This window comes from Burkholderia sp. BCC1208 (genome assembly GCF_902833095.1).
Classification (GTDB): domain Bacteria; phylum Pseudomonadota; class Gammaproteobacteria; order Burkholderiales; family Burkholderiaceae; genus Burkholderia.
This window is the reverse complement of the sequence record NZ_CADFDY010000011.1, coordinates 22,712-43,468: the sequence shown is the minus strand read 5'-3', so window position 1 is coordinate 43,468 and position 20,757 is coordinate 22,712. Positions and strand designations below refer to the sequence as shown.

18 protein-coding genes are annotated in these 20,757 nt (G+C 67.0%); 6 read left to right on the top strand and 12 right to left on the bottom strand.

Annotation, left to right across the window (positions count from 1 at the left end; all coding sequences use genetic code 11):
• The first annotated feature begins 2 nt into the window (after positions 1 to 2).
• Both HWX09_RS25605 and HWX09_RS25600 read left to right on the top strand, forming a co-directional pair.
• Positions 3 to 1,883: a nucleoside-diphosphate sugar epimerase/dehydratase gene (locus HWX09_RS25605; protein ID WP_027783727.1), complete on the top strand. Its 1,881-nt coding sequence runs from the start codon at positions 3 to 5 to the stop codon at positions 1,881 to 1,883.
• Positions 1,884 to 2,276: 393 nt separating this feature from the next.
• Complete coding sequence (locus HWX09_RS25600) at positions 2,277 to 4,598, top strand: protease pro-enzyme activation domain-containing protein (protein WP_027783728.1); 2,322 nt, start codon at positions 2,277 to 2,279, stop codon at positions 4,596 to 4,598.
• A gap of 93 nt (positions 4,599 to 4,691) precedes the next feature.
• Here the strand turns inward: HWX09_RS25600 and HWX09_RS25595 are convergent, their stop codons facing one another.
• Genes HWX09_RS25595 through HWX09_RS25575 form a run of 5 tightly spaced genes read right to left on the bottom strand, consistent with a single transcriptional unit; the run spans position 4,692 to position 10,129 of the window.
• Complete coding sequence (locus HWX09_RS25595; RefSeq protein ID WP_027783729.1) at positions 4,692 to 5,798, bottom strand: glycosyltransferase; 1,107 nt, start codon at positions 5,796 to 5,798, stop codon at positions 4,692 to 4,694.
• A 27-nt stretch (positions 5,799 to 5,825) separates the two neighbouring features.
• Positions 5,826 to 6,848 carry a UDP-glucose 4-epimerase GalE gene (gene galE / locus HWX09_RS25590; RefSeq protein ID WP_027783730.1) on the bottom strand — a complete coding sequence of 341 codons (1,023 nt, stop codon included), beginning with the start codon at positions 6,846 to 6,848 and terminating at the stop codon, positions 5,826 to 5,828.
• 14 nt (positions 6,849 to 6,862) lie between these two features.
• The gene (locus tag HWX09_RS25585) at positions 6,863 to 7,999 is read right to left on the bottom strand and encodes a glycosyltransferase family 4 protein (RefSeq protein ID WP_027783731.1); all 1,137 of its coding nucleotides are present in this window, start codon (positions 7,997 to 7,999) and stop codon (positions 6,863 to 6,865) included.
• Between the two features lie 52 nt (positions 8,000 to 8,051).
• Positions 8,052 to 8,876, bottom strand: coding sequence for a glycosyltransferase (locus HWX09_RS25580; RefSeq protein ID WP_027783732.1), 825 nt, complete (start codon positions 8,874 to 8,876; stop codon positions 8,052 to 8,054).
• Positions 8,873 to 10,129, bottom strand: a complete 1,257-nt coding sequence (locus HWX09_RS25575; protein ID WP_027783733.1) for an oligosaccharide flippase family protein — start codon at positions 10,127 to 10,129, stop codon at positions 8,873 to 8,875. The genes HWX09_RS25580 and HWX09_RS25575 overlap by 4 nt, the downstream gene beginning before the upstream one ends.
• 244 nt (positions 10,130 to 10,373) lie before the next feature.
• Here HWX09_RS25575 and HWX09_RS25570 point away from each other — a divergent pair, with 244 nt between their 5' ends.
• The 4 genes from HWX09_RS25570 (at position 10,374) to waaA (ending at position 15,234) form a co-directional block, all read left to right on the top strand.
• Positions 10,374 to 11,768 carry a phosphomannomutase/phosphoglucomutase gene (locus HWX09_RS25570; RefSeq protein WP_027783734.1) on the top strand — a complete coding sequence of 465 codons (1,395 nt, stop codon included), beginning with the start codon at positions 10,374 to 10,376 and terminating at the stop codon, positions 11,766 to 11,768.
• Positions 11,769 to 11,943: 175 nt separating this feature from the next.
• The gene (gene waaC / locus HWX09_RS25565) at positions 11,944 to 12,939 is read left to right on the top strand and encodes a lipopolysaccharide heptosyltransferase I (protein WP_027783735.1); all 996 of its coding nucleotides are present in this window, start codon (positions 11,944 to 11,946) and stop codon (positions 12,937 to 12,939) included.
• Between the two features lie 23 nt (positions 12,940 to 12,962).
• Positions 12,963 to 13,847 carry a Kdo hydroxylase family protein gene (locus HWX09_RS25560; RefSeq protein ID WP_027783736.1) on the top strand — a complete coding sequence of 295 codons (885 nt, stop codon included), beginning with the start codon at positions 12,963 to 12,965 and terminating at the stop codon, positions 13,845 to 13,847.
• A gap of 37 nt (positions 13,848 to 13,884) precedes the next feature.
• Positions 13,885 to 15,234, top strand: coding sequence for a lipid IV(A) 3-deoxy-D-manno-octulosonic acid transferase (waaA, locus tag HWX09_RS25555; RefSeq protein WP_027783737.1), 1,350 nt, complete (start codon positions 13,885 to 13,887; stop codon positions 15,232 to 15,234).
• A gap of 71 nt (positions 15,235 to 15,305) precedes the next feature.
• Here the strand turns inward: waaA and ureG are convergent, their stop codons facing one another.
• From ureG to HWX09_RS25520, 7 genes are all read right to left on the bottom strand, one after another.
• Complete coding sequence (ureG, locus tag HWX09_RS25550; protein WP_027783738.1) at positions 15,306 to 15,953, bottom strand: urease accessory protein UreG; 648 nt, start codon at positions 15,951 to 15,953, stop codon at positions 15,306 to 15,308.
• Positions 15,954 to 15,969: 16 nt separating this feature from the next.
• On the bottom strand, positions 15,970 to 16,650 hold the full coding sequence (locus tag HWX09_RS25545) for an urease accessory UreF family protein (protein ID WP_027783739.1): 681 nt from the start codon (positions 16,648 to 16,650) through the stop codon (positions 15,970 to 15,972).
• The gene (ureE, locus tag HWX09_RS25540; RefSeq protein WP_027783740.1) at positions 16,637 to 17,254 is read right to left on the bottom strand and encodes an urease accessory protein UreE; all 618 of its coding nucleotides are present in this window, start codon (positions 17,252 to 17,254) and stop codon (positions 16,637 to 16,639) included. The genes HWX09_RS25545 and ureE overlap by 14 nt, the downstream gene beginning before the upstream one ends.
• A gap of 18 nt (positions 17,255 to 17,272) precedes the next feature.
• The gene (gene ureC, locus HWX09_RS25535; protein ID WP_027783741.1) at positions 17,273 to 18,979 is read right to left on the bottom strand and encodes an urease subunit alpha; all 1,707 of its coding nucleotides are present in this window, start codon (positions 18,977 to 18,979) and stop codon (positions 17,273 to 17,275) included.
• Positions 18,980 to 19,017: 38 nt separating this feature from the next.
• On the bottom strand, positions 19,018 to 19,323 hold the full coding sequence (locus tag HWX09_RS25530; RefSeq protein WP_027783742.1) for an urease subunit beta: 306 nt from the start codon (positions 19,321 to 19,323) through the stop codon (positions 19,018 to 19,020).
• 8 nt (positions 19,324 to 19,331) lie between these two features.
• Complete coding sequence (locus tag HWX09_RS25525) at positions 19,332 to 19,634, bottom strand: urease subunit gamma (RefSeq protein WP_006491064.1); 303 nt, start codon at positions 19,632 to 19,634, stop codon at positions 19,332 to 19,334.
• 236 nt (positions 19,635 to 19,870) lie between these two features.
• Positions 19,871 to 20,746, bottom strand: coding sequence for an urease accessory protein UreD (locus HWX09_RS25520; protein WP_027783743.1), 876 nt, complete (start codon positions 20,744 to 20,746; stop codon positions 19,871 to 19,873).
• Positions 20,747 to 20,757 lie beyond the last annotated feature (11 nt).

Sequence of the window (20,757 nt, the reverse complement as noted above, 5' to 3'; positions counted from 1 at the left end):
CGATGTTGCGATCCAAAGCATCGTGGCTGTCGCTGAGTGCTTTCCTGTTCGACCTGACGGCGGTTGTTGCCGCGTGGTTGTTCGCTTATCTCGTTCGTTTCAACGGCAGTATTCCGCATGATTTCCTGAACGGCGCGCTGATGGCGCTGACATGGGTGCTGCCTGTCTACGCGCTGATGTTCCTGGGGTTCGGCCTGTACCGCGGGCTGTGGGTGTTCGCGAGCCTGCCTGACCTGATGCGCATCTCGAAGGCGGTTGCCGGCGGCGGCGTGATCGTGATGATCGGCGCCGTGATGTTCCAGCCGGCGCCGATCATTCCGCGCTCGGTGCTGCTCGTGTCGCCGTTGATGCTGTTCCTGGCGATGGGCGGCGCGCGCGCGCTGTATCGCGCGACGAAAGAGTACTACCTGTACGGCGGCCTGGTCGGAAAGGGCAAGCCGGTGCTGGTGCTCGGCGCCGGGACGGCCGGTGCGAGTCTCGCGCGCGAACTGTCGCGCTCCGGTGAATGGCGGCTCGTCGGCCTGCTTGACGACGACGTCACGAAGCAGGGGCGCGAGATCTACGGCTACAAGGTGCTGGGTTCGTTCAACGACCTTAAGCACTGGACCGACGCGATGAAGGTCGAATACGCGATCATCGCGATTCCGTCGGCGTCAGTCGAGATGCAGCGTCGTGTCGCGACATTGTGCGTGCGGGCCGGCGTCAAGGCGATGGTATTGCCTTCGCTGACCGCGCTGATGCCGGGGCAGGGCTTCCTGTCGCAGGTGCGGAACATCGATCTCGAAGATTTGCTCGGCCGCGATGCCGTGACGATCGACACGCCGCACGTCGAGGCGCTGCTGCGCGGTCGCGTGGTGATGGTGACGGGCGCGGGCGGCTCGATCGGCTCCGAGCTGTGCCGGCAGATCCTGCGCTTCGCGCCGGCGCAACTCGTCGCGTTCGACCTGTCCGAGTACGCGATGTACCGGCTGACCGAGGAGTTGCGTGAGCGCTTCCCCGATCTGCCCGTCTTGCCGATCATCGGCGATGCGAAGGATTCGCTGCTGCTTGACCAGGTGATGTCGCGCCACGCACCGCACATCGTGTTCCACGCGGCCGCCTACAAGCACGTGCCGCTGATGGAGGAGCACAACGCATGGCAGGCGCTGCGCAACAACGTACTCGGCACCTATCGTGTGGCCCGCGCGGCGATCCGCCACGATGTGCGCCACTTCGTGCTGATCTCGACCGACAAGGCCGTCAATCCGACCAACGTGATGGGCGCGAGCAAGCGTCTGGCCGAAATGGCCTGCCAGGCGTTGCAGCAAACGAGCGGGCGCACGCAGTTCGAGACGGTACGGTTCGGCAATGTGCTCGGGAGCGCGGGCAGCGTGATCCCGAAGTTCCAGCAGCAGATCGCGAAGGGCGGCCCGGTGACGGTCACGCACCCGGAAATCACGCGGTTCTTCATGACGATCCCGGAAGCGTCGCAACTCGTGCTGCAGGCGTCGAGCATGGGGCATGGCGGCGAGATCTTCATTCTCGACATGGGCGAGCCGGTGAAGATCGTCGATCTCGCGCGCGACCTGATCCGCTTGTACGGTTTCTCGGAAGAACAGATCCGCATCGAGTTCACCGGGCTGCGGCCCGGCGAGAAGCTCTACGAGGAACTGCTCGCGGACGACGAGGCGACGACGCGCACGCCGCACCCGAAACTGCGGATCGCACGTGCGCGGGAAGTGCCGGACAACCTTCTTGACGAACTGCTGCCTTGGCTGATGCAGCATCGCGTGCTCAGCGACGACGAAGTTCGACGCGATCTGCGGCGCTGGGTGCCGGAATATCAGACGACGGTGACTCCGGTGCTTCAGAGCGTGCCGAGAAGGGCGATCGCCACCGAGTGATCGCGCCGTAATCGGTCGCGGTGAAATAACATGCAATCGCGGAATCCATGCCGTTCAGTAGCGAACTGAACGGCATTTTTATTGATGGGTTCGCCGCAAACACAGCCGGATTGGCGCGTGACGAGTCGCGGAGGTAATGCTTCCAGTCGTGCAACATCCGAGGCTCGTGCGACGTCTATTGGGGCGTGACCGCAGAGGCAAATTGCGCTGCCCGAAGCTCGGCTTCGATACATCGGAGTATTTGACTACCAACCGATTCCTTCCTATGTTTTCCTCAAGATAGCCGTGCGATTGCCGTAAAGAAAAAAGGCGAAAAGCCAAATACGAGGCTCTACGGTCCATACCAATTCGATGAGAACGGAACAACTTGTCAGGGGAATAGGCGCGGCACTCATGGTGCTCGCGCTTGCAGGCTGCGGCGGCGACGACGCAAGTCCTCCGGTGGCCACGGCGCAGGCCGGCAAACTGTCGGCGCTGCGAGCCACAGGCAACGCGGTGAGCGCCGCGCCGATGAGCGCAACGGCGCCGGTCCATGTTGTGCTGGTGCTCAAGCTGAATGACGAAGCCGGGTTGACCCGATTTCTGCAGCAAGCGCGAACGCCCGGTAGCGCCAGCTTCGGGGCCGTGCTGACGTCCGCGCAGATTGCCGCGCAGTACGCGCCCACCGCAGGCCAGGTCGCCACCGTGAAGACTTACTTGGCAAGTAAGGGCTTCACGAACGTCAGCGTGGCCGACAACAACATGATCGTCGAAGCCGATGCCCCGGCCGGCGTGATATCGGGCGTGTTCCAGACGACGCTCGTACCGGTCGCGATGGCGGACGGCACCAGCACGCATATCAATACCGCGCCGGAGAAGGTGCCCGATGCGATCGGCGGTGTTGTCCAAGGGGTTCTAGGACTCGATACCGCGACTCGCCTGCGCCCGAATTTCGTACGCGCTTCCAATGCCGCCGCTGCGCCGACTGCGAACGCATCGCCGACGACTTCCGCCGTCACGGTGGGTCACAATCCGACGGATTTTCCCCGCATCTATTCCGTCGGCAGTGCCCCGACGGCAAGCAACACCACGGTCGGCATCATTGCCGAAGGAGACGTGACACAGTCCGTCATCGACCTGGCGACGTTCGAAAGCAACAACCAGTTGCCGGCCGTACCCGTTTCGGTGATCCATGCCGGCACGCCGGGCACCGACACGAGCGGGGACACGGAATGGTCGCTCGATAGCCAGACCATCGTCGGGATGTCCGGTGGCCTCAAGCAACTCAATTTCTACGTTGCGCGGTCGTTTGCTTGGAGCGATATAGCGCTTGCGATCAATCGCGCCGTGACCGACAACACCGCTCGGGCCATCAACATGTCGATGGGGGGGTGCGAGAACTGGGCGCCGACGGCGGTCATCGATACGCTGTTCCAACTCGCCGTCGCGCAGGGGCAGACTTTTTCGGTCAGCTCAGGCGATTCAGGCAGCGTGGCGTACGGCTGCTCTGGCACATCGGTGCAATACCCCGCAACGTCACCGTATGTGGTGGCCGTCGGCGGCACGACGCTCTATACGAACGGGAACGGCAGCTACGCAGGCGAGACGGCCTGGGATTCCAGTGGGGGCGGTATCAGTGGCATCGAGCCGATTCCATCGTGGCAGTCGAATGTTCCGGCGCTCAAGGGGCGCGCTTTTCGCGGCATGCCGGACATCGCGTTCGACGCCGATCCGAACAGTGGCGAAGCGGTCGTCGCGGGCGGACAACTCGTGATAATGGGTGGGACAAGCCTGTCCGCGCCGCTGTTTGCTGCGACTTGGGCGCGCATGCTGTCGGGGGCCTGCGCGACGAAACTCGGTTTTGCGGCGCCCACGCTGTACAGCGCCCAGGCCACGACGCCATCGATCTTTCGCGATGTCACGTACGGGTCGAACGGCGCATACGGTGCAGGTTCGGGATGGGATTTCGTGACCGGCTGGGGCACGCCGAACGTCAGCGCGATGTATTCCGCGATATGTGTTCCGACGGCGATTTACAGCGGTGTGCTCAATCAAGGTACGACGCTCAGGCCGGGGCAAATCGTGTATTCGGGTTCCGGAAGCCATCAGTTGGTTATGCAGAATGACGGCAACCTCGTGCTTTACAACACGACCAATGGTGCTGCGGTGTGGAATTCAGGCACTTACGGAAATCCCGGAGCGTACGCTGTCTTCCAGGACGATGGCAACTTCGTGGTGTACGGCGCAAGCGGCTACGCGCTGTGGAACTCGGCGACCAGCAGCACGTCCTACAGCCAGTTTCTTGCCGTGCAGGACGACGGCAACCTGGTGATCTACCGATCGTTCGTCCCGGTATTCGCCACATCGACCGCTTCCGGCGAATATGCGAACTCCACGACCGGCCCGGCCGTCTGGAAGGGCGGCGTTGCCCTCGGTAGTGGCCAAAGTTTTACTTCAGGCAATGGTGCGAACGTGCTGGTCATGCAGGGAGACGGAAATCTCGTGCTGCTTCGCCAGGGCGTTGCGCAATGGAGTTCGGGTACTTATAGTCATCCGGGCGCATTCGCGGCGATGCAAGCGGATGGCAATCTGGTCGTCTACAGTTCGACGGGTGTCCCGCTCTGGTATTCCGGCACCAGCGGCAATTCAGGCGCGGCGACTTATGTTCAGGACGACGGTAACGTCGTGATCTATGCGCCACTGCCGCGCTGGAGCACGAATACAGCAGGTGCCTAGCAGTTTCACTCGTCGCTTCGCGGCCGAATATCGTACGGCCCCCGTCACCGGCGGCGGGCCGTACGAGCCGGGCAACACGCTGGCCGCCGCTCCTCAATGCCCCCGCTTCTCCTTCCTCACCACCATCCACCTCGGCGCCCTGAACCTCACGATGCTGAGATAAAGCCACACATACGTCAGCGCGAACAGCACGACAAAAACGAACAGATGCACGGTATGCCGCCAGAACAGTGTCGCTGGAATCACGGCAACGAGGCACAGGAGCCAAAGATAAGGCGAAGTGAGCGAATTCCGCCGCGTCAGATCGTGCGCATGCTTCGTCCCCACGGCCCACCGCATCAACCGCTTGTACACGAGCATGTGCAGATGCACACCGTCCGGAATCCCCGGCGACATCCCGCGGATGAACTTCTTCCGATAGATCGAGAAGCAGGTCTCGAAGATCGGATACATGAACAGCAGCACCGGATACCAAGCGGAAACTTCGCGATTACGCATCACGAGCATGATCGCAAGCTCGGCCAGCATGAAGCCGATGAAATACGCGCCGCCGTCACCGAGAAAGATCAGCCCCGCCGGGAAATTCCACAGGAAGAACCCGAGCACCGCGCCCATCATGATGATCGACGCGGACATCACCACCGGGTCGTTGACGTGGAAAGCGACGTACGCGAGCGACGCGAACATCATGAAGCTGACCATCGACGCGAGCCCGTTGAAGCCGTCGATGATGTTGATCGCGTTCGCGAGCGCCGCAACCGCGAGCACCGTGATGAACGCCGAGATGGCGACGTAGTGGAGCAGGAAATCGAGCGGCGGCACGCTGATGCGCGTGACGGCGATGCCCATCAGCCAGAACGCCAGCGCGGCCGCGCCCATCGTGCAGAGCAGCCGTGCGCGCGGCGACACGCGCTTGGTCAGGTCCTCGACGAGCCCTGACAGGAACGCCGGCATTCCGCAGGCGGCGATCCCGAGAATGCTGCCGGCGATCGTCGGGTAGCGCCGCGACAGGAGCAGCGCGGCAACGACGACCCCGGCGAGGATCCCGATGCCCCCGACCCGCGGCACGGGCCGCACGTGGAATTTCTGCACGCCGGCCAGATCGCTGTCGACCGAGAATTTCTCGTGAAGGTGCGCGTAGCGCACGATGAACAGCGTGACGAGCAGGGAGACGATGAAGCCGGACGCGAAGCTGAGCATGGGATCGCTCGAAAAATGGACAGCGGATTATACAAAACCGCGCGGGTTGCCCTCCTGCCATCGCCAGTGGTCGGCACACATTTCCTCGATGCCGAGCGTTGCACGCCAGCCGATGATGTCGGCCGCGGCCTGCGGGTTCGCATAGCATTCGGCGATATCGCCCGGGCGGCGCGCGACGAGTTCGTACGGCACCGGGCGGCCAGACGCCTTCTCGAACGCACGCACGACTTCCAGCACGCTGTAGCCCTGGCCCGTGCCGAGGTTCACGACGAAGCTCGCGTCGCGCTTCGCCAGCGCGTCGAGCGCGGCGATGTGCCCCTTCGCGAGATCGACCACGTGGATGTAGTCGCGCACGCCCGTGCCGTCCGGCGTCGGGTAATCCGAACCGAATACGCGCAGCTTCTCCAGCTTGCCGACCGCGACCTGCGCGACGTAAGGCATCAGGTTGTTCGGAATGCCGGCCGGATCCTCGCCGATCAGCCCGCTCGCATGCGCGCCGACCGGGTTGAAGTAGCGCAGCGTCGCGATCCGCCACGACGGGTCCGATACCTCGAGATCGCGCAGGATCTGCTCGGCGATCAGCTTCGACTGGCCGTACGGGTTGGTCGCGGACAGCGGGAACGATTCGTCGATCGGCGAGCGCTCGGGCACGCCGTACACGGTCGCGGACGAACTGAACACGAACTGCCTGACGTTGCGCTCGCGCATGACCTTGAGCACGGCGAGCAGGCCGCCGATGTTGTTCTGGTAGTACTCGAGCGGCTTCGCGACCGATTCGCCGACGGCCTTGAGCGCCGCGAAGTGAATCGTGCCTGTGATCGGGTGCGCGTCGAACACCTTCGCGAGCGCGGCTTCGTCGCACACGTCGACCTGGTGGAACGCGGGCGTCTTGCCCGTGATCCGCTCGATGCGTCGCACGGACTCGGCCTTGCTGTTGACGAGGTTGTCGACGATCACGACGTCGTAGCCGTTGTCGAGCAGCTCGACGGCCGTGTGCGAGCCGATATAGCCCGCACCGCCGGTGACGAGGATGGTGCCTTTAGCGGTCATTGCTGTTGCGCTCCTTAGAGTGTGAATCCTGTCAACGAATGGATGGTCTCCCGGTAGCGTTCGACGACCTGCTGTTCGTCGAATTCCGCCGCGACCTTGTGCCGGCCGCGTGCGCCCATCGCCGCACGGCCTTGCGGCCCGAGCGCGATCATGCGATTCAGTTGTTCGGCGAGGCTCGCGCCGTCGCGCACGCGGCACAGAAAGCCCGTTTCGCCGTCGGCGACGACGTCGCGGCAGCCCGGCACGTCGGTCGCCACGATCGGCCGGCCCATCGCCGATGCCTCCATCAGCGTGCGTGGCACGCCTTCGCGGTACGACGGCAGCACGACGCAATCGGCCGCCGCGATGTGCGGGCGCACGTCGTGCGCTTCGCCGAGATACTCGACGATGCCTTCGTCGACCCACGCATCGACGTCCGTGCGACCGATCGCGCTCGGATTGTCGACGCCGAGCGGCCCGAGCAGCTGGAAGCGCGCGTTCGGAAAGCGCTCGCGCACGAGACGCGCGGCCTCGACGTATTCGCGCACGCCCTTGTCCCACAGCAGCCGGCCGATCAGGATGAAGACGGGCGCGTCGCCGGCCGGCAGCGGCACGGGCGCGAACTGTTCGAGATCGACGCCTTCGCCGTGCAGCAGCCGCGCGCGGTCGGGATGCGCGAGCAAGCGCTCGTCGGTGAAGGTCGCGAGATCGTCGCGGTTCAGGAACCACACTTCACGCGGGAAGCGGAACGCGAACCGGTACAGTCGCTTCGCGACGCTCGCCGCGCGGCTCTTCTGGATGAACACGTAGCCGAGGCCCGTCGTCACCGCGATCGACGGCACGCGCGCGAGCCATGCGGCCACCGAGCCGTAGATGTTCGGCTTGATCGTGTAATGGAACACGAGATCGGGCCGCAGCGCGCGGTAGTGGCGCACCAGCGCGGCGAGCGTGCCGAGATCCTCGCGCGGGCTCGTGCCTTTCGACGCGACGGCGAGCGCCACGTAGCGGCAGCCCATCTGCTCGAGCAACGGCACCGTGCGGTCGTGCGGCGCGATCACGACGACCTCGGCGCCGCGCGCGACGAGTGCACGGATCAAACCGTGGCGGTACGTGTAGATCGCCCAGGCCGTGTTGCAGACGAGCGCGATGCGCAGCGGGGAGGTGGCGGACATGAAAAAAGAAAAAAATAAAGCGTCGAAAATGCCGAAGGGGCCGGATCCGCGCTCAAGCGGACGGCCGCGCGGCGAATAGCGTCTGCTTGATCCGCTGCAGCGTGCGGTACGGCGTCACGAAATGCAGCAGGTTCTTGGCGAGGCCAGCCCAGTCGTACGGGTTCAGCACGTTGAAGTGGCGCAGCAGCAGCGTGAGCGTCGACACCAGCTGGCGCCGGCGTTTGGTCGCACTGATCCCGCCCTCGTTAAGCTCGTAATACAGGCCGAGTTCCGGCAGGTTCGCGCAATCGTAGCGTTGCATTAACCGTAAAAAAAGATCGAGATCCTCGGCCGCGCGGTACTTCGCACGATAGTTGCCCACTTCGCGCACGGCGTCGATGCGCAACATGACCGACGGATGCACGAGCGGCGAGCGCAGGAAGCGCGTGCGGCGCAGCGTGCGCGGATCGGCGGGCGGGGTCAACATGAAGCGCGGTTCGCCGGCGCGCGACACGACCTGCGTCCACATGCCGACGCAGGCCACGCGCGGGTGGGCGCCGAGATAGGCGCGCTCCTTCGCGAGGCGCTGCGGCGCGGCGAGATCGCCCGCATCGATGCGGGCCGCGTAGCAGAAACCGCGCGCCGCGAGCGCGTCGATGCCGGCCGCGAGCGCGCGTTCGATGCCGCCGTTTTGCGGCATGCGCAGGACGTCGATCGACAGGCCCGGCAAGTCGGGCGCGACGATCGGCGGCGTGCTGCCGTCGTCGACGATCAGCACGTGCACGGGCGCATCCTCGCGAAACGACGCGAGGGTCCGGACGACGTCGTCGTGCCCGTTGTAGGCCGGCATCAGCACGGCCACGTCGTCGAGCGGGGGCGGGCAGTCAGGGGGCGTCATGTTCGCAGCTTGAAACGGATGTAATAAAAGTTGACGGCGGCCGCGGCCAGGTAGCCGGCCGCCAGCCCGACGAGCGCGCCGTACAGGCCGAGCCGCGGGATCGCGAACAGGTTGACGAGCGCGGCGATCGCCAGCGCGAGCAGCCATTTCGTCAGCAACACGAATTTTGCTTGATATTTGAGAACGATAAGATTGCCTATCGCCTCGATGCCGGCCGGCACGGACAGCCAGACGGCCCAGCGGAAGATGTCGACCGACGCCTCGTAGCCGCGGCCGAACACCTTGCCGACGATCAGCGGGGCGGCCGCGTCGAGCACGAGCGCACCGGCGGTCATCAGGCCGGCCGTCATCGCGATCAACCGGACGATGTTGCGGCGCAGCCGTGCGACGTCCTGCACGCGGTAGACGAAGGCTGGCGCGATCGTCTGCGCGAGCATCAGCGCGAGCGTGATCCAGTTCTCGTTGAGCTGCTGCGCGGCCGAATAGCGGCCGAGATCGGCGAACGACACGTGACGCTCGAGCATCAGGCGGTCGAGCTTCAGGAACAGGTACATGCAGATGAGACCGAGCCAGAACACGGTGCCGGCCGTCGCAAAGTGCCGGAACAGCGGTGTGTCGAACGTCCAGCCGAGCGCACCGCCGTTACGATGGCGGTAGTACAGCAGCAGGGCGAAGCCGATCGCGGCGGCTTCCAGCGCCCACAGCCACGCGAAGCGGGCGGGGCCGGCGGCCGCGCGCACCAGCAGCCAGACGAGCAGCGCCTTGGCGAGCGCGGTGACCATGCTGGTGACGAGCTGCGGCTTGCTGTAGGTCATGCTCTGCAGCCATGCGTTGATCACGCCGACGAACGGCTCGCGGAACACCATGGTGACCGCGAGGCCCGCGAGCATCGCGCCGACCAGCGGGTCGAAGGCGCCCGCGGCGATCGCGAGCCAGGTCGCGACGAGCGCGGCGACCGACACGGCGATGCGCAGCACGAACGCGCTGCCGAGCACCGCACCGAGCTGGGCGGGCGGGCGTTGGACGATGGTCGGGACGAGGATTTCCGCGCCGCACACCCAGGTGAGCGGCGCCAGTACGAGGAGAAGCGTATTCGCATACTGCCATTTGCCGAACACATCTGGCCCGAAATAACGGGCCAGCAGGCCGCTGATCGCGATCGCGACGCCGATCTGCGTGAGCCGTTCGAGCCCCAGCCAGACGAGGTTCGCGACGGCCTTCGCGACGTCCGGGTTGCCGAAGCGCTTCAGCATGCGCGGCAGCGGCGGCGCGCGCGGAGGGCGGCCGGAAACGGCGGGTGGGCGGCGGCGGAACGGCTAGGCATTAAAATGGGCGACATGCGCGTCATCAAAACCCGCGATTATAAGTGGGATCGCGGCCGCTCCAGCCGTTGCTCGCCGTGTTGTGCCGGCAGGCACGTATCGTGTGCGGCCCCCGCGAGCGGTGGCCGCGCAAGCCAGACAATTTTCCATGCACGCAACCGAGAGAAGAGAATCGATGATCTCCCAATCCATCTTCAAGGCATATGACATTCGTGGCGTGGTCGGCAAGACACTCGACGTCGACACGGCGCGCGGGATCGGCCGGGCATTCGGCAGCGAAGTGCGTGCGCAGGGCGGCGATGCGGTCGTCGTCGCGCGCGACGGCCGCCTGTCCGGGCCGGAGCTGGTCGGCGCGCTGGCCGACGGCCTGCGTGCGGCCGGTGTCGACGTCGTCGACGTCGGCATGGTGCCGACGCCGGTCGGTTATTTCGCGGCGAACGTGCCGCTGGCGCTGAAGGGCGGCGAGCGCCGCGTCGATTCGTGCATCGTCGTCACGGGCAGCCACAACCCGCCCGACTACAACGGCTTCAAGATGGTGCTGCGCGGCGCCGCGATCTACGGCGAGCAGATCCAGGCGCTGTACCGCCGCATCGTCGACGAGCGGTTCGAGACGGGCAGCGGCACGTTTGAAGAAATCGACGTCGCGGATCAATACATCGCACGCATCGTCGGCGACGTGAAGCTCGCCCGGCCGCTGAAGCTCGTGGTCGACGCCGGCAACGGCGTCGCGGGCCCGCTCGCGACGCGCCTGTTCAAGGCGCTCGGCTGCGAACTCGTCGAGCGCTTCACCGACATCGACGGCACGTTCCCGAACCACCACCCCGATCCCGCTCACCCGGAAAACCTGCAGGACGTGATCCAGGCGCTGAAGGACACCGATGCGGAGCTCGGCTTCGCGTTCGACGGCGACGGCGACCGCCTGGGCGTCGTCACGAAGGACGGCCAGATCATCTATCCGGACCGCCAGCTGATGCTGTTCGCGGAAGAAGTGCTGTCGCGCAACCCGGGCGCCCAGATCATCTACGACGTGAAGTGCACGCGCCACCTCGCGCAGTGGGTGAAGTCGAAGGGCGGCGAGCCGCTGATGTGGAAGACGGGCCACTCGCTCGTGAAGGCGAAGCTGCGCGAGACGGGTGCGCCGCTCGCCGGCGAAATGAGTGGCCACGTATTCTTCAAGGATCGCTGGTACGGCTTCGACGACGGCCTGTACACCGGCGCACGGCTGCTCGAGATCCTCGCGAAGACGGCCGATCCGAGCGCGCTGCTCAACGGCCTGCCGGACGCGATGAGCACGCCCGAACTGCAGCTCTGGCTCGACGAAGGCGAGAATTTCCGCCTGATCGACAAGCTTCAGAAAGAGGCGAAGTTCGACGGCGCCGAGGAAGTCGTGACGATCGACGGCCTGCGTGTCGAGTATCCGGACGGCTTCGGCCTCGCGCGTTCGTCGAACACGACGCCGGTCGTCGTGATGCGTTTCGAGGCCGAGACGCAGGAAGGGCTCAAGCGCATCCAGGAAGACTTCCGCCGCGTGCTGACGGCCGCGAAGCCGGACGTCAAGCTGCCGTTCTGAGCGCCGGCGGCCGGTGAGCCGCCTACGGCGCGACGGCCGATACACCGGTCGCGCCATCCCCGAAAAGCGGCGCGCGCCTCAGGCGCGCGGCCGCTTTTTGTCTGTCCGGCCCTCCGGGCGGGATAAAATCCCTCCTTTATGTCTGTCGCCGGCTGCCAGCCGGCGTTTTTTCAGCGTGCAAAAGATCCTGATCGTGCGCGTGTCGTCGCTGGGCGACGTCGTGCACAACATGCCGGTGATCGCCGATATCCGGCGCCGCCACCCCGATGCGCAGATCGACTGGCTCGTCGAGGAAAGCTTCGTCGACCTCGTGCGGCTCGTCGACGGCGTGCGCAACGTGCTGCCGTTCTCGCTGCGCCGCTGGCGCAAGAAGCCGTTCTCGGGCGCGACGTGGCGCGAAATTCGCGCATTCCGTCGGCGCCTCGCGGCCGAGCAGTACGACCTCGTGATCGACTGCCAGGGCCTCATCAAGACGGCGTGGGTCGCGAGCTGGGCGCGCGGCCCGCTCGTCGGGCTCGGCAACCGCACCGACGGCGCCGGCTACGAATGGCCGGTGCGTTTCTTCTACCGCAAGCGCGTGCCGATCGCGCCGCGCACGCACGTCGTCGAGCGCTCGCGCCAGCTCGTCGCGGCCGCGCTGGACGACCCGGCGCCGACCCCGGCCGATCCGGTCGAATTCGGCCTCGACACGCGTGCGGCGGCGCTCGCGGTGGCCGCGCTCGGTCTGAACCTGCCGGTGCCGTACGTCGTGTTCGTGCATGCGACGTCGCGCGCCGACAAGCAGTGGCCGGACGCCGCCTGGATCGAGCTCGGCCAGGCGCTCGTGCGGCGCGGGGCGTCGCTCGTGCTGCCGTGGGGCAACGATGCGGAACGGGCGACCAGCGAGCGGCTCGCGAAGGAATTCGGCGCGGCGGCGATCGTGCCGCCGAAGCTGTCGCTGCCGGCCGTGGTCGGGCTGATCGACGGCGCCGCCGCGACGGTGGGGGTTGATACAGGTCTGGTTCACATCGCGGCCGCGCTGAAGCGTCCGACGATCGAACTGTACAATTTCGCGACGGCCTGGCGGACCGGCGGCTACTGGTCGCCGAACGTCGTCAATCTCGGCACGGCGGGGCAGCCCCCGTCGATCGCGCAGGTGAAGTCGGCGCTCGCGGGCTTCGGTCTCCTGTAACGCTGTCCACACGCGAACCGATCATGAGCGAATCCCAGATCATCGAAGTCCCGTCCGCCGACTGGAGCGGACACAACCTGTCGGCGCCGCGCGAGCAGTTGCTGGCCGCGGTCGAGGAAGGCAAGGTGCTGTATTTTCCGCACCTGCGCTTCGCGATCGAAGGCGGCGAGGAAGCGCTGCTCGATCCGGCGCTCGCCGATCCGAAACGCAAGAACATCAGCCTCGCGCCGAACGGCGGCGCGCTCGCCGGCGTGCTCGGCGACAGCGTCACGCAATCGGCCGTGCGCGCGCTGGTCGCGCGCTTCCAGCAGCAGGCCGGCACGCTCGTCGACGGCCTTTTTCCCGAATACCGCGGCAAGCTGCGCGTCGCGCCGACGAGCCTGCGGCTGATGCAGGTCGAGACGCGCCAGACGTCGTGGCGCAAGGACGACAGCCGGCTGCACGTCGACGCGTTCCCGTCGCGGCCGAACTACGGAGAGCGCATCCTGCGCGTGTTCACGAACGTGAATCCGGCCGGCGTACCGCGCGTGTGGCGTGTCGGCGAGCCGTTCGAGGACGTCGCGAAGCGTTTCCTGCCGACGATCCGGCCGCAGTTCCCGGGCTCGGCGTGGCTGCTGAACCTGCTGCACGTGACGAAATCGCCGCGCAGCGCGTACGACCACCTGATGCTGAACCTGCACGACGGGATGAAGGCCGATCTCGACTACCAGAAGACTTGTCCACAGCAAACGATGCCGTTTCCGCCGGGCAGCGTGTGGATATGTTTCTCGGATCAGACTTCGCACGCTGTGATGTCCGGCCAGTTCATGCTCGAGCAGACCTTCTTCCTGCCGGTCGATGCGATGGTTCGCCGCGAATGCGCGCCGCTCGGCATTCTCGAGCGCCTGACGGGCAGGGCGCTGGTTTGAGCGCGCACCTGCTTCGACGCAACCTCCGGGCGGCCGCATGCTGAGGGCGATCTATCGCGCGCTGTGGTGGCTCGTCGCGCCGGCCGCTGTCATCCGGCTCTACGTGCGCTCACGCAAGGAGCGCGGCTATCGCGAACATATCGGCGAGCGCTTCGGTCACGTCGCGGGCCGCTCGCGCGACGACCGCGCGCCGCTGATCTGGGTGCATGCGGTGTCGGTCGGCGAGACGCGCGCCGCGCAGCCGCTGATCGATGCGCTGCTGCGCGCGCGCCCCGATGCGCGCATCCTGCTCACGCACATGACGCCGAGCGGCCGTGCGACCGGCGAACAGATCTTCGGCGATCGCGTGCTGCGCTGCTACCTGCCGTACGACATGCCGGGCGCGGTGCGGCGCTTTCTGCACGCATGGCGGCCGACGCTCGGCCTCGTGATGGAAACCGAGGTGTGGCCGACGCTGATCGACGAGTGCCGCCGCGCGGACGTGCCGCTCGTGCTGACCAATGCGCGGATGTCCGCGCGTTCGTTCCGGCGCGCGGCGAAGTTCGGCGCGGCGACGCGCGACGTGTTCGGCGGCTTCTCGCGCGTGCTCGCGCAGAGCCCGGCCGATGCGGAGCGGCTGACCACGCTCGGCGCACGCAACGTGACCGTGCTCGGCAACCTGAAGTTCGACATGACGACGCCGCCGGAACTCGCGGCGCGCGGCCATGCGTGGCGCGATGCGATCGGCGCGCGGCCGGTGTGGGTCGCCGCCAGCACGCGCGAGAACGAAGAGGCGCTGGTGCTGCAGGCGTTCGCGGAAATGCGCACGCCCGGCGCGCTGCTGGTGCTCGTGCCGCGTCATCCGCAGCGCTTCGCCGAAGTCGAGGCGCTCGTCGCGCGCGGCGGGCTCAAGTGCGTGCGACGCTCCGTCTGGGCCGCCGATGCGGCCGCGCTCGCGGCGGGCCGCCCGGCCGCCGAGCCGCTGTCGGACGACGTGACGGTGTTGCTCGGTGATTCGATGGGCGAGCTCGGCGCGTACTACGCGGCGGCCGATATCGCGTTCATCGGCGGCAGCTTGCTGCCGCTCGGCGGGCAGAACCTGATCGAGGCATGCGCGGTCGGCGTGCCGGTGCTGATCGGGCCGCACGTGTTCAACTTCACGCAGGCGACCGCCGATGCGGTCGCGGCAGGCGCCGCGATGCAGGTCGAGGATCCGCTCGATCTCGCGCACGTGCTCGACGCGCTGTTCGCCGACAAGGCGCGGCGCATCGCGATGGGTGCGGCCGGTGCGGCCTTCGCGTCGCGTCACCGCGGCGCGACCGCGCGCACGGTCGACGTGCTCGCCGCGCTGTTGCCGCCCGCCGAGGCCGGCGCGCGTGCGTTGCCGGACGCTGCCGACGACGCATAGACGACGCATAGACGGGCGGCGCGATGCCGCCCGAACACGCGTGGCGGCGTCGCAGGGCGCCGCCACGCCATTCACACCGTCAGCAGGCCCTTCTTCTCGATGAATGCGATCACGTCCGCGACGCCGTCGAGCGCCTTCAGGTTCGTCATCACGTAAGGCCGCTCGCCGCGCATCTTCTTCGTGTCGGACGCCATCACATCGAGGTTCGCGCCGACCAGCGGCGCGAGGTCGGTCTTGTTGATCACGAGCAGGTCGGACTTCGTGATGCCGGGGCCGCCCTTGCGCGGAATCTTCTCGCCGCCGGCGACGTCGATCACGTAGATCGTCAGGTCCGACAGCTCGGGGCTGAAGGTTGCCGCGAGATTGTCGCCGCCCGACTCGATGAACACGATGTCGGCATCGGGAAAGCGCGCGAGCATCCGGTCGACGGCTTCGAGGTTGATCGACGCATCCTCGCGGATCGCCGTGTGCGGGCAGCCGCCCGTCTCGACACCCATGATGCGTTCCTCGGGCAGCGCACCCGCGACCGTCAGCAGCCGCTGATCTTCCTTCGTATAGATGTCGTTCGTGATCGCGACGAGGTCGTACCGGTCGCGCATCGCCTTGCACAGCATTTCGAGCAGCGTGGTCTTGCCGGAGCCGACGGGGCCGCCGATGCCGACGCGCAGCGGCGGCAGTTTCTTCGTGCGGCGGGCGGAGGAGAGGGCAGGTGCGTTCATGGTCTGGCGATGAGGTTCAGGAGCGGAACAACCGCGAATACTGGGTTTCGTGCCGCGCGGACAGGATGCCGAGCTGCGGCGCGAACGTGTTGACGGCGTCGGGCGGCGTCGCGAGCGCGCGGCGCACGGCGGCGTCGATCGCGCCGCGCAGCGCGACGATGATGCGTTGCCCGGCGAGCTGGCCGAGCGGCACGGCCTTCAGCGCGGCGGACGTCTGGTTCTCGACCCAGCCGAATGCGTACGCGGCGAGCGTCGCGTCGGCGCTCGCGTCGTGCGCGGCGGCTGCATACGCGAACACGGTCGGCAGCGCGACCGGCGATAGCGACGCGAGCGTCGCGCGGCGTGCGGCGTCGCCCCATTCGAGCGACGCGCAGAGTTGCGCGAGCGACCAGCCCATCTGTTCGGTTTCGCGGCGCAGTTCGGCCGATTCCCGGCTCGCGACGAACCAGGCGTTTTCGGCGGCGAGCGCGTGCGCGTCGTGCGTCTGCCAGCGGGCGAGCTGGTGCGCGAGGAACGGCAATTCGCCGTGCGCGAGCACGTCGGTCAGGCCGCTGGCGATCCAATCGCGCGCGGAATCGGCATCGCGGATCAGGTTCGCGTCGAGCGCGGCTTCGAGGCCCTGCGAATAGCTGTACGCGCCGATCGGCAGCGCGGGCGACGCCAGGTGCAGCAGCGCGACGAGTTCAGTGGTGGTCATGGCCGTGGCCGTGCGTGCATCCCGGACCATGCTGATGATCGTGATCGTGATCGTGATCGTGATCGTGATCGTGCGAATGCGAATGCCCGTGGTGTTCGCCGAACACCTGCTGCGCGAGCGCGTAGTCCTCGGCGAACGTCGCGTCGTGCCCGTGCTTGTGGCCGCCGCCGTACGCGCCGGCTTCCGGCTGGAACGGCGCGCGTGCCTCTTCGACCTGCGTGCCGAGCCGGCGCAGCATGTCCGCGAGCACCGGATCGGCCTCGAGCTTCAGGTAGCCGTCGCCGATCTCGACCGGCGTGTGGCGGTTGCCGAGATGGTACGCGGCGCGCATCAGCGTGAGCGGGTCGGCCGCGCGCACGAGCAGCACGGTTTCGGGCGCCGCGGCGATGCGCACGAGCGCGCCGTCGTCGGCGACGAGCACGTCGCCGTCGCGCAGCACGGTGCCGCGCGGCAGCAGGACCGCGACGTCCTCGCCGGTGTCGAGCGTCGCCGCGAGGCGGCTCTTGCAGCGGGCGTCATAGGCGAGCGTGAGCGTCGGCGCGCGTGCGACGAGCGACGCGGCGAGTTTCACGTTCGGGGCAATGCGTTTGTCGAGGGTGCGCATGAAACGAAGGATTCCGAATCAGAACAGGAAGTAGCGCTGCGCCATCGGCAGCACCGTTGCCGGTTCGCAGGTGAGCAACTGGCCGTCGGCGATCACGTCGTAGGTTTCCGGATCGACGCTGATCGACGGACGCCAGGCGTTGTGGATCATGTCGGCTTTCGTCACGTTGCGGCAGTTGCGCACGGGCACGATTTGCTTCGAGAGGCCGTAGCGTTCCGCGATGCCCGCATCGGCCGCCATCTGCGACACGAAGGTCAGCGACGTGCGCGCGAGCGCACCGCCGCGCGTCGCGAACATCTCGCGATAGTGAACCGGCTGCGGCGTCGGGATCGATGCGTTCGGGTCGCCCATCTGCGCGACGGCGATCATCCCGCCCTTCAGGATCATCGACGGCTTGATCCCGAAGAACGCCGGTTCCCACAGCACGAGGTCGGCCCACTTGCCGGGCTCGATCGAGCCGACTTCGTGCGCGATGCCGTGCGTGAGCGCCGGGTTGATCGTGTACTTCGCGACGTAGCGCTTCGCGCGGAAGTTGTCGTTGCGCGCACCGTCTTCCGGCAGCGCGCCGCGCTGCACCTTCATCTTGTGCGCGGTCTGCCACGTGCGGATGATCACTTCGCCGACGCGGCCCATCGCCTGCGAATCGGACGACAGCATCGACAGCGCGCCGAGATCGTGCAGGATGTCCTCGGCCGCGATCGTCTCGCGGCGAATGCGCGATTCGGCGAACGCGAGATCCTCCGCGATCGACGGATCGAGGTGATGGCACACCATCAGCATGTCGAGGTGCTCGTCGAGCGTGTTGATCGTGTACGGGCGCGTCGGGTTGGTCGACGACGGCAGCACGTTCGCCTCGCCGCACACCTTCAGGATGTCGGGTGCATGGCCGCCGCCCGCGCCTTCGGTGTGGTACGTGTGGATCGTGCGGCCCTTGAACGCGGCGACCGTCGATTCGACGAAACCGGCTTCGTTCAGCGTGTCGGTGTGGATCGCCACCTGCGTATCGGTGTCGTCCGCCACGGAAAGACAGTTGTCGATCGCGGCGGGCGTCGTGCCCCAGTCCTCGTGCAGCTTCAGCCCGATCGCGCCGGCCGCGATCTGCTCGACGAGCGGCTGCGGCAGGCTCGCATTGCCCTTGCCGAGAAAGCCGAGGTTGATCGGCCAGCCGTCCGCGGCCTGCAGCATCCGCTCCATGTGCCACGGGCCCGGCGTGCAGGTCGTCGCGTTGGTGCCGGTGGCCGGCCCCGTGCCGCCGCCGAGCATCGTCGTGACGCCCGATGCGAGCGCCTCGTCGATCTGCTGCGGGCTGATGAAGTGGATGTGCGTATCGATGCCGCCCGCCGTCACGATCAGCCCTTCGCCGGCGATCACTTCGGTCGCAGCGCCGATCGCGATCGTCACGCCCGGCTGGATGTCCGGGTTGCCGGCCTTGCCGATCGCGGCGATGCGGCCGTGCTTGATCGCGATGTCGGCCTTCACGATGCCCCAGTGATCGAGGATCACCGCGTTCGTGATCACCGTATCGGGCACCTCGGCAGACACCCGCTGCGACTGGCCCATCCCGTCGCGAATCACTTTCCCGCCGCCGAATTTCACTTCCTCGCCGTAGGTCGTGAAGTCGCGCTCGATCTCGATCAGCAGTTCGGTATCGGCGAGCCGGACGCGGTCGCCCGTCGTCGGCCCGAACATTTCCGCGTACGCGCGGCGGCTCAAGCGTAGTGTCATGTCGTGCTGTTCCTGAAGAGACGGACGTGAGGCGTCGCTCAGAGCGGCCCCATCACCTTGCCCTGAAAACCGTAGACGGCGCGCTCGCCCGCGAGGGCGACGAGCTCGACGGTGCGCGTCTGGCCCGGCTCGAAGCGCACGGCCGTGCCGGCCGCGATGTTGAGCCGGAAGCCGCGCGCGGCCGCGCGGTCGAACGACAGTGCGTCGTTGACTTCGAAGAAGTGGTAATGCGAGCCGACCTGCACCGGGCGGTCGCCGGTGTTCGCGACGACGAGCGTCACTGTTTCGCGGCCCGCGTTCAGTTCGTGCTCGCCGTCGTCGGTGAGGATTTCGCCGGGGATCATGCGTGGCCTCACGGAATCGGGTGGTGGACGGTCACGAGCTTCGTGCCGTCGGGGAAGGTCGCTTCGACCTGGATGTCGGGAATCATCTCCGGCACGCCGTCCATCACGTCGTCGCGCGTGAGCAGCGTCGTGCCGTAGTGCATCACCTCGGCAACCGTCCTGCCGTCGCGCGCGGCTTCCATCAGCGCGGCGGTGATGAACGCGACCGCCTCCGGATAGTTGAGCTTCAGGCCGCGCGCGCGACGGCGTTCGGCCAGCAGCGCCGCCGTGAAGATCAGCAGCTTGTCCTTTTCTCGGGGAGTCAGTTTCATGAAGGCAAACGTTCAGGAAAACGTAATTTTTATCGGTGCACCCGTAACCGGGCGGATGTGCGGGTCATCGTAGCATCACGCTGTCTGGCGCGCGCCGTGTATCGCTTATGTAAGCAGCAAGGCGCGTGCCATGTGCATGGAAGGCGGTGCGATGCGCATTCGTGGTGCGCGATGCATGGATAACGTGCGGCGCCCCATGTGGGAATGCGCCGAAACGGTGCGCGGCGCGAGCGTGCTCAGGTTTGCCAGAGGCGCAGCGGCCGTGCGTCGACGCCGTGCACGATCGGCCGCAACTGCAGCCAGCAGTCGGTGAAGTGGCGCTGCAGCGCTTCCATCGACGTCGACAACGCACGCACGAGCACGACGCCGGGCGTCACGCAGGTCGCGCCCGCGCGCAGCGTGTCGTCGAACGGCATCCGCGCGGCGAGCGATTCGGCGAGCGCGGCGTCGCATGCGGCGCCGGCGGCCCACAGCGTGCCGTAGGCGGGAAAACCTGCGAGGCCCTGCAGCGCGCCGCGCAGCGGATCGGGCGCGTCGAGCCGCGCGCGTTCGGTCCAAAGCGGCCGGCCATCGGCATCGACGAGCGCGGCGGTCGATACGATCCGGCCCGCCGACCAAGTTTCGCCGGCCGCTTGCCGGCCGAGCTGGGTCGCGTCCCAGCCGATCGCGCTAGCGCCTGCGCCGAGCGTCACCGTGAAGTCGAGTGACGCATGCGCCGAGTCGAAGAACAGGTTGTTCTGCGGCAGCCAGTCGAGCTTCGCGTCGCGGCCGAGCGCGATGTCGATCCGCTGCGTCGCATCGAGGCCGTTCGACTTGTACCACTTGGTCGCGCCGGGCGTCGTCAGCACCGCGTGCGTGCCGTCGCCGAGCGCGATATCGATGTCGAGCCGGTCGCCGCCCGCGACGCCGCCCGGCGGGTGGACGATCACCGCGTGGCAGATCGCGTCGCCTTCCGGGTACAGCGGCCGCTGCACGCGCAACGGGCCGTCGTGCAGGCGGTGCGCCAGTGTCGTGCGCGGGCCGTGCCGCTCGAAGCCGAGTTCGAGGCGGCCGCGCCACGACTTGGCGACGGCGGGGCGGGACAGCGGGGCATGCGAATCGGGGGCGGACATCGGCGGCGAAC

Bases quoted from the DNA above. Each gene is read 5' to 3' on its own strand.
- HWX09_RS25605 (WP_027783727.1), top strand. From the start codon at position 3: ATGTTGCGATCCAAAGCATCGTGGCTGTCGCTGAGTGCTTTCCTGTTC.
- HWX09_RS25600 (WP_027783728.1), top strand. From the start codon at position 2,277: ATGGTGCTCGCGCTTGCAGGCTGCGGCGGCGACGACGCAAGTCCTCCG.
- HWX09_RS25595 (WP_027783729.1), bottom strand. From the start codon at position 5,798: ATGCTCAGCTTCGCGTCCGGCTTCATCGTCTCCCTGCTCGTCACGCTG.
- galE (WP_027783730.1), bottom strand. From the start codon at position 6,848: ATGACCGCTAAAGGCACCATCCTCGTCACCGGCGGTGCGGGCTATATC.
- HWX09_RS25585 (WP_027783731.1), bottom strand. From the start codon at position 7,999: ATGTCCGCCACCTCCCCGCTGCGCATCGCGCTCGTCTGCAACACGGCC.
- HWX09_RS25580 (WP_027783732.1), bottom strand. From the start codon at position 8,876: ATGACGCCCCCTGACTGCCCGCCCCCGCTCGACGACGTGGCCGTGCTG.
- HWX09_RS25575 (WP_027783733.1), bottom strand. From the start codon at position 10,129: ATGCTGAAGCGCTTCGGCAACCCGGACGTCGCGAAGGCCGTCGCGAAC.
- HWX09_RS25570 (WP_027783734.1), top strand. From the start codon at position 10,374: ATGATCTCCCAATCCATCTTCAAGGCATATGACATTCGTGGCGTGGTC.
- HWX09_RS25560 (WP_027783736.1), top strand. From the start codon at position 12,963: ATGAGCGAATCCCAGATCATCGAAGTCCCGTCCGCCGACTGGAGCGGA.
- waaA (WP_027783737.1), top strand. From the start codon at position 13,885: ATGCTGAGGGCGATCTATCGCGCGCTGTGGTGGCTCGTCGCGCCGGCC.
- ureG (WP_027783738.1), bottom strand. From the start codon at position 15,953: ATGAACGCACCTGCCCTCTCCTCCGCCCGCCGCACGAAGAAACTGCCG.
- HWX09_RS25545 (WP_027783739.1), bottom strand. From the start codon at position 16,650: ATGACCACCACTGAACTCGTCGCGCTGCTGCACCTGGCGTCGCCCGCG.
- ureE (WP_027783740.1), bottom strand. From the start codon at position 17,254: ATGCGCACCCTCGACAAACGCATTGCCCCGAACGTGAAACTCGCCGCG.
- ureC (WP_027783741.1), bottom strand. From the start codon at position 18,979: ATGACACTACGCTTGAGCCGCCGCGCGTACGCGGAAATGTTCGGGCCG.
- HWX09_RS25530 (WP_027783742.1), bottom strand. From the start codon at position 19,323: ATGATCCCCGGCGAAATCCTCACCGACGACGGCGAGCACGAACTGAAC.
- HWX09_RS25525 (WP_006491064.1), bottom strand. From the start codon at position 19,634: ATGAAACTGACTCCCCGAGAAAAGGACAAGCTGCTGATCTTCACGGCG.
- HWX09_RS25520 (WP_027783743.1), bottom strand. From the start codon at position 20,746: ATGTCCGCCCCCGATTCGCATGCCCCGCTGTCCCGCCCCGCCGTCGCC.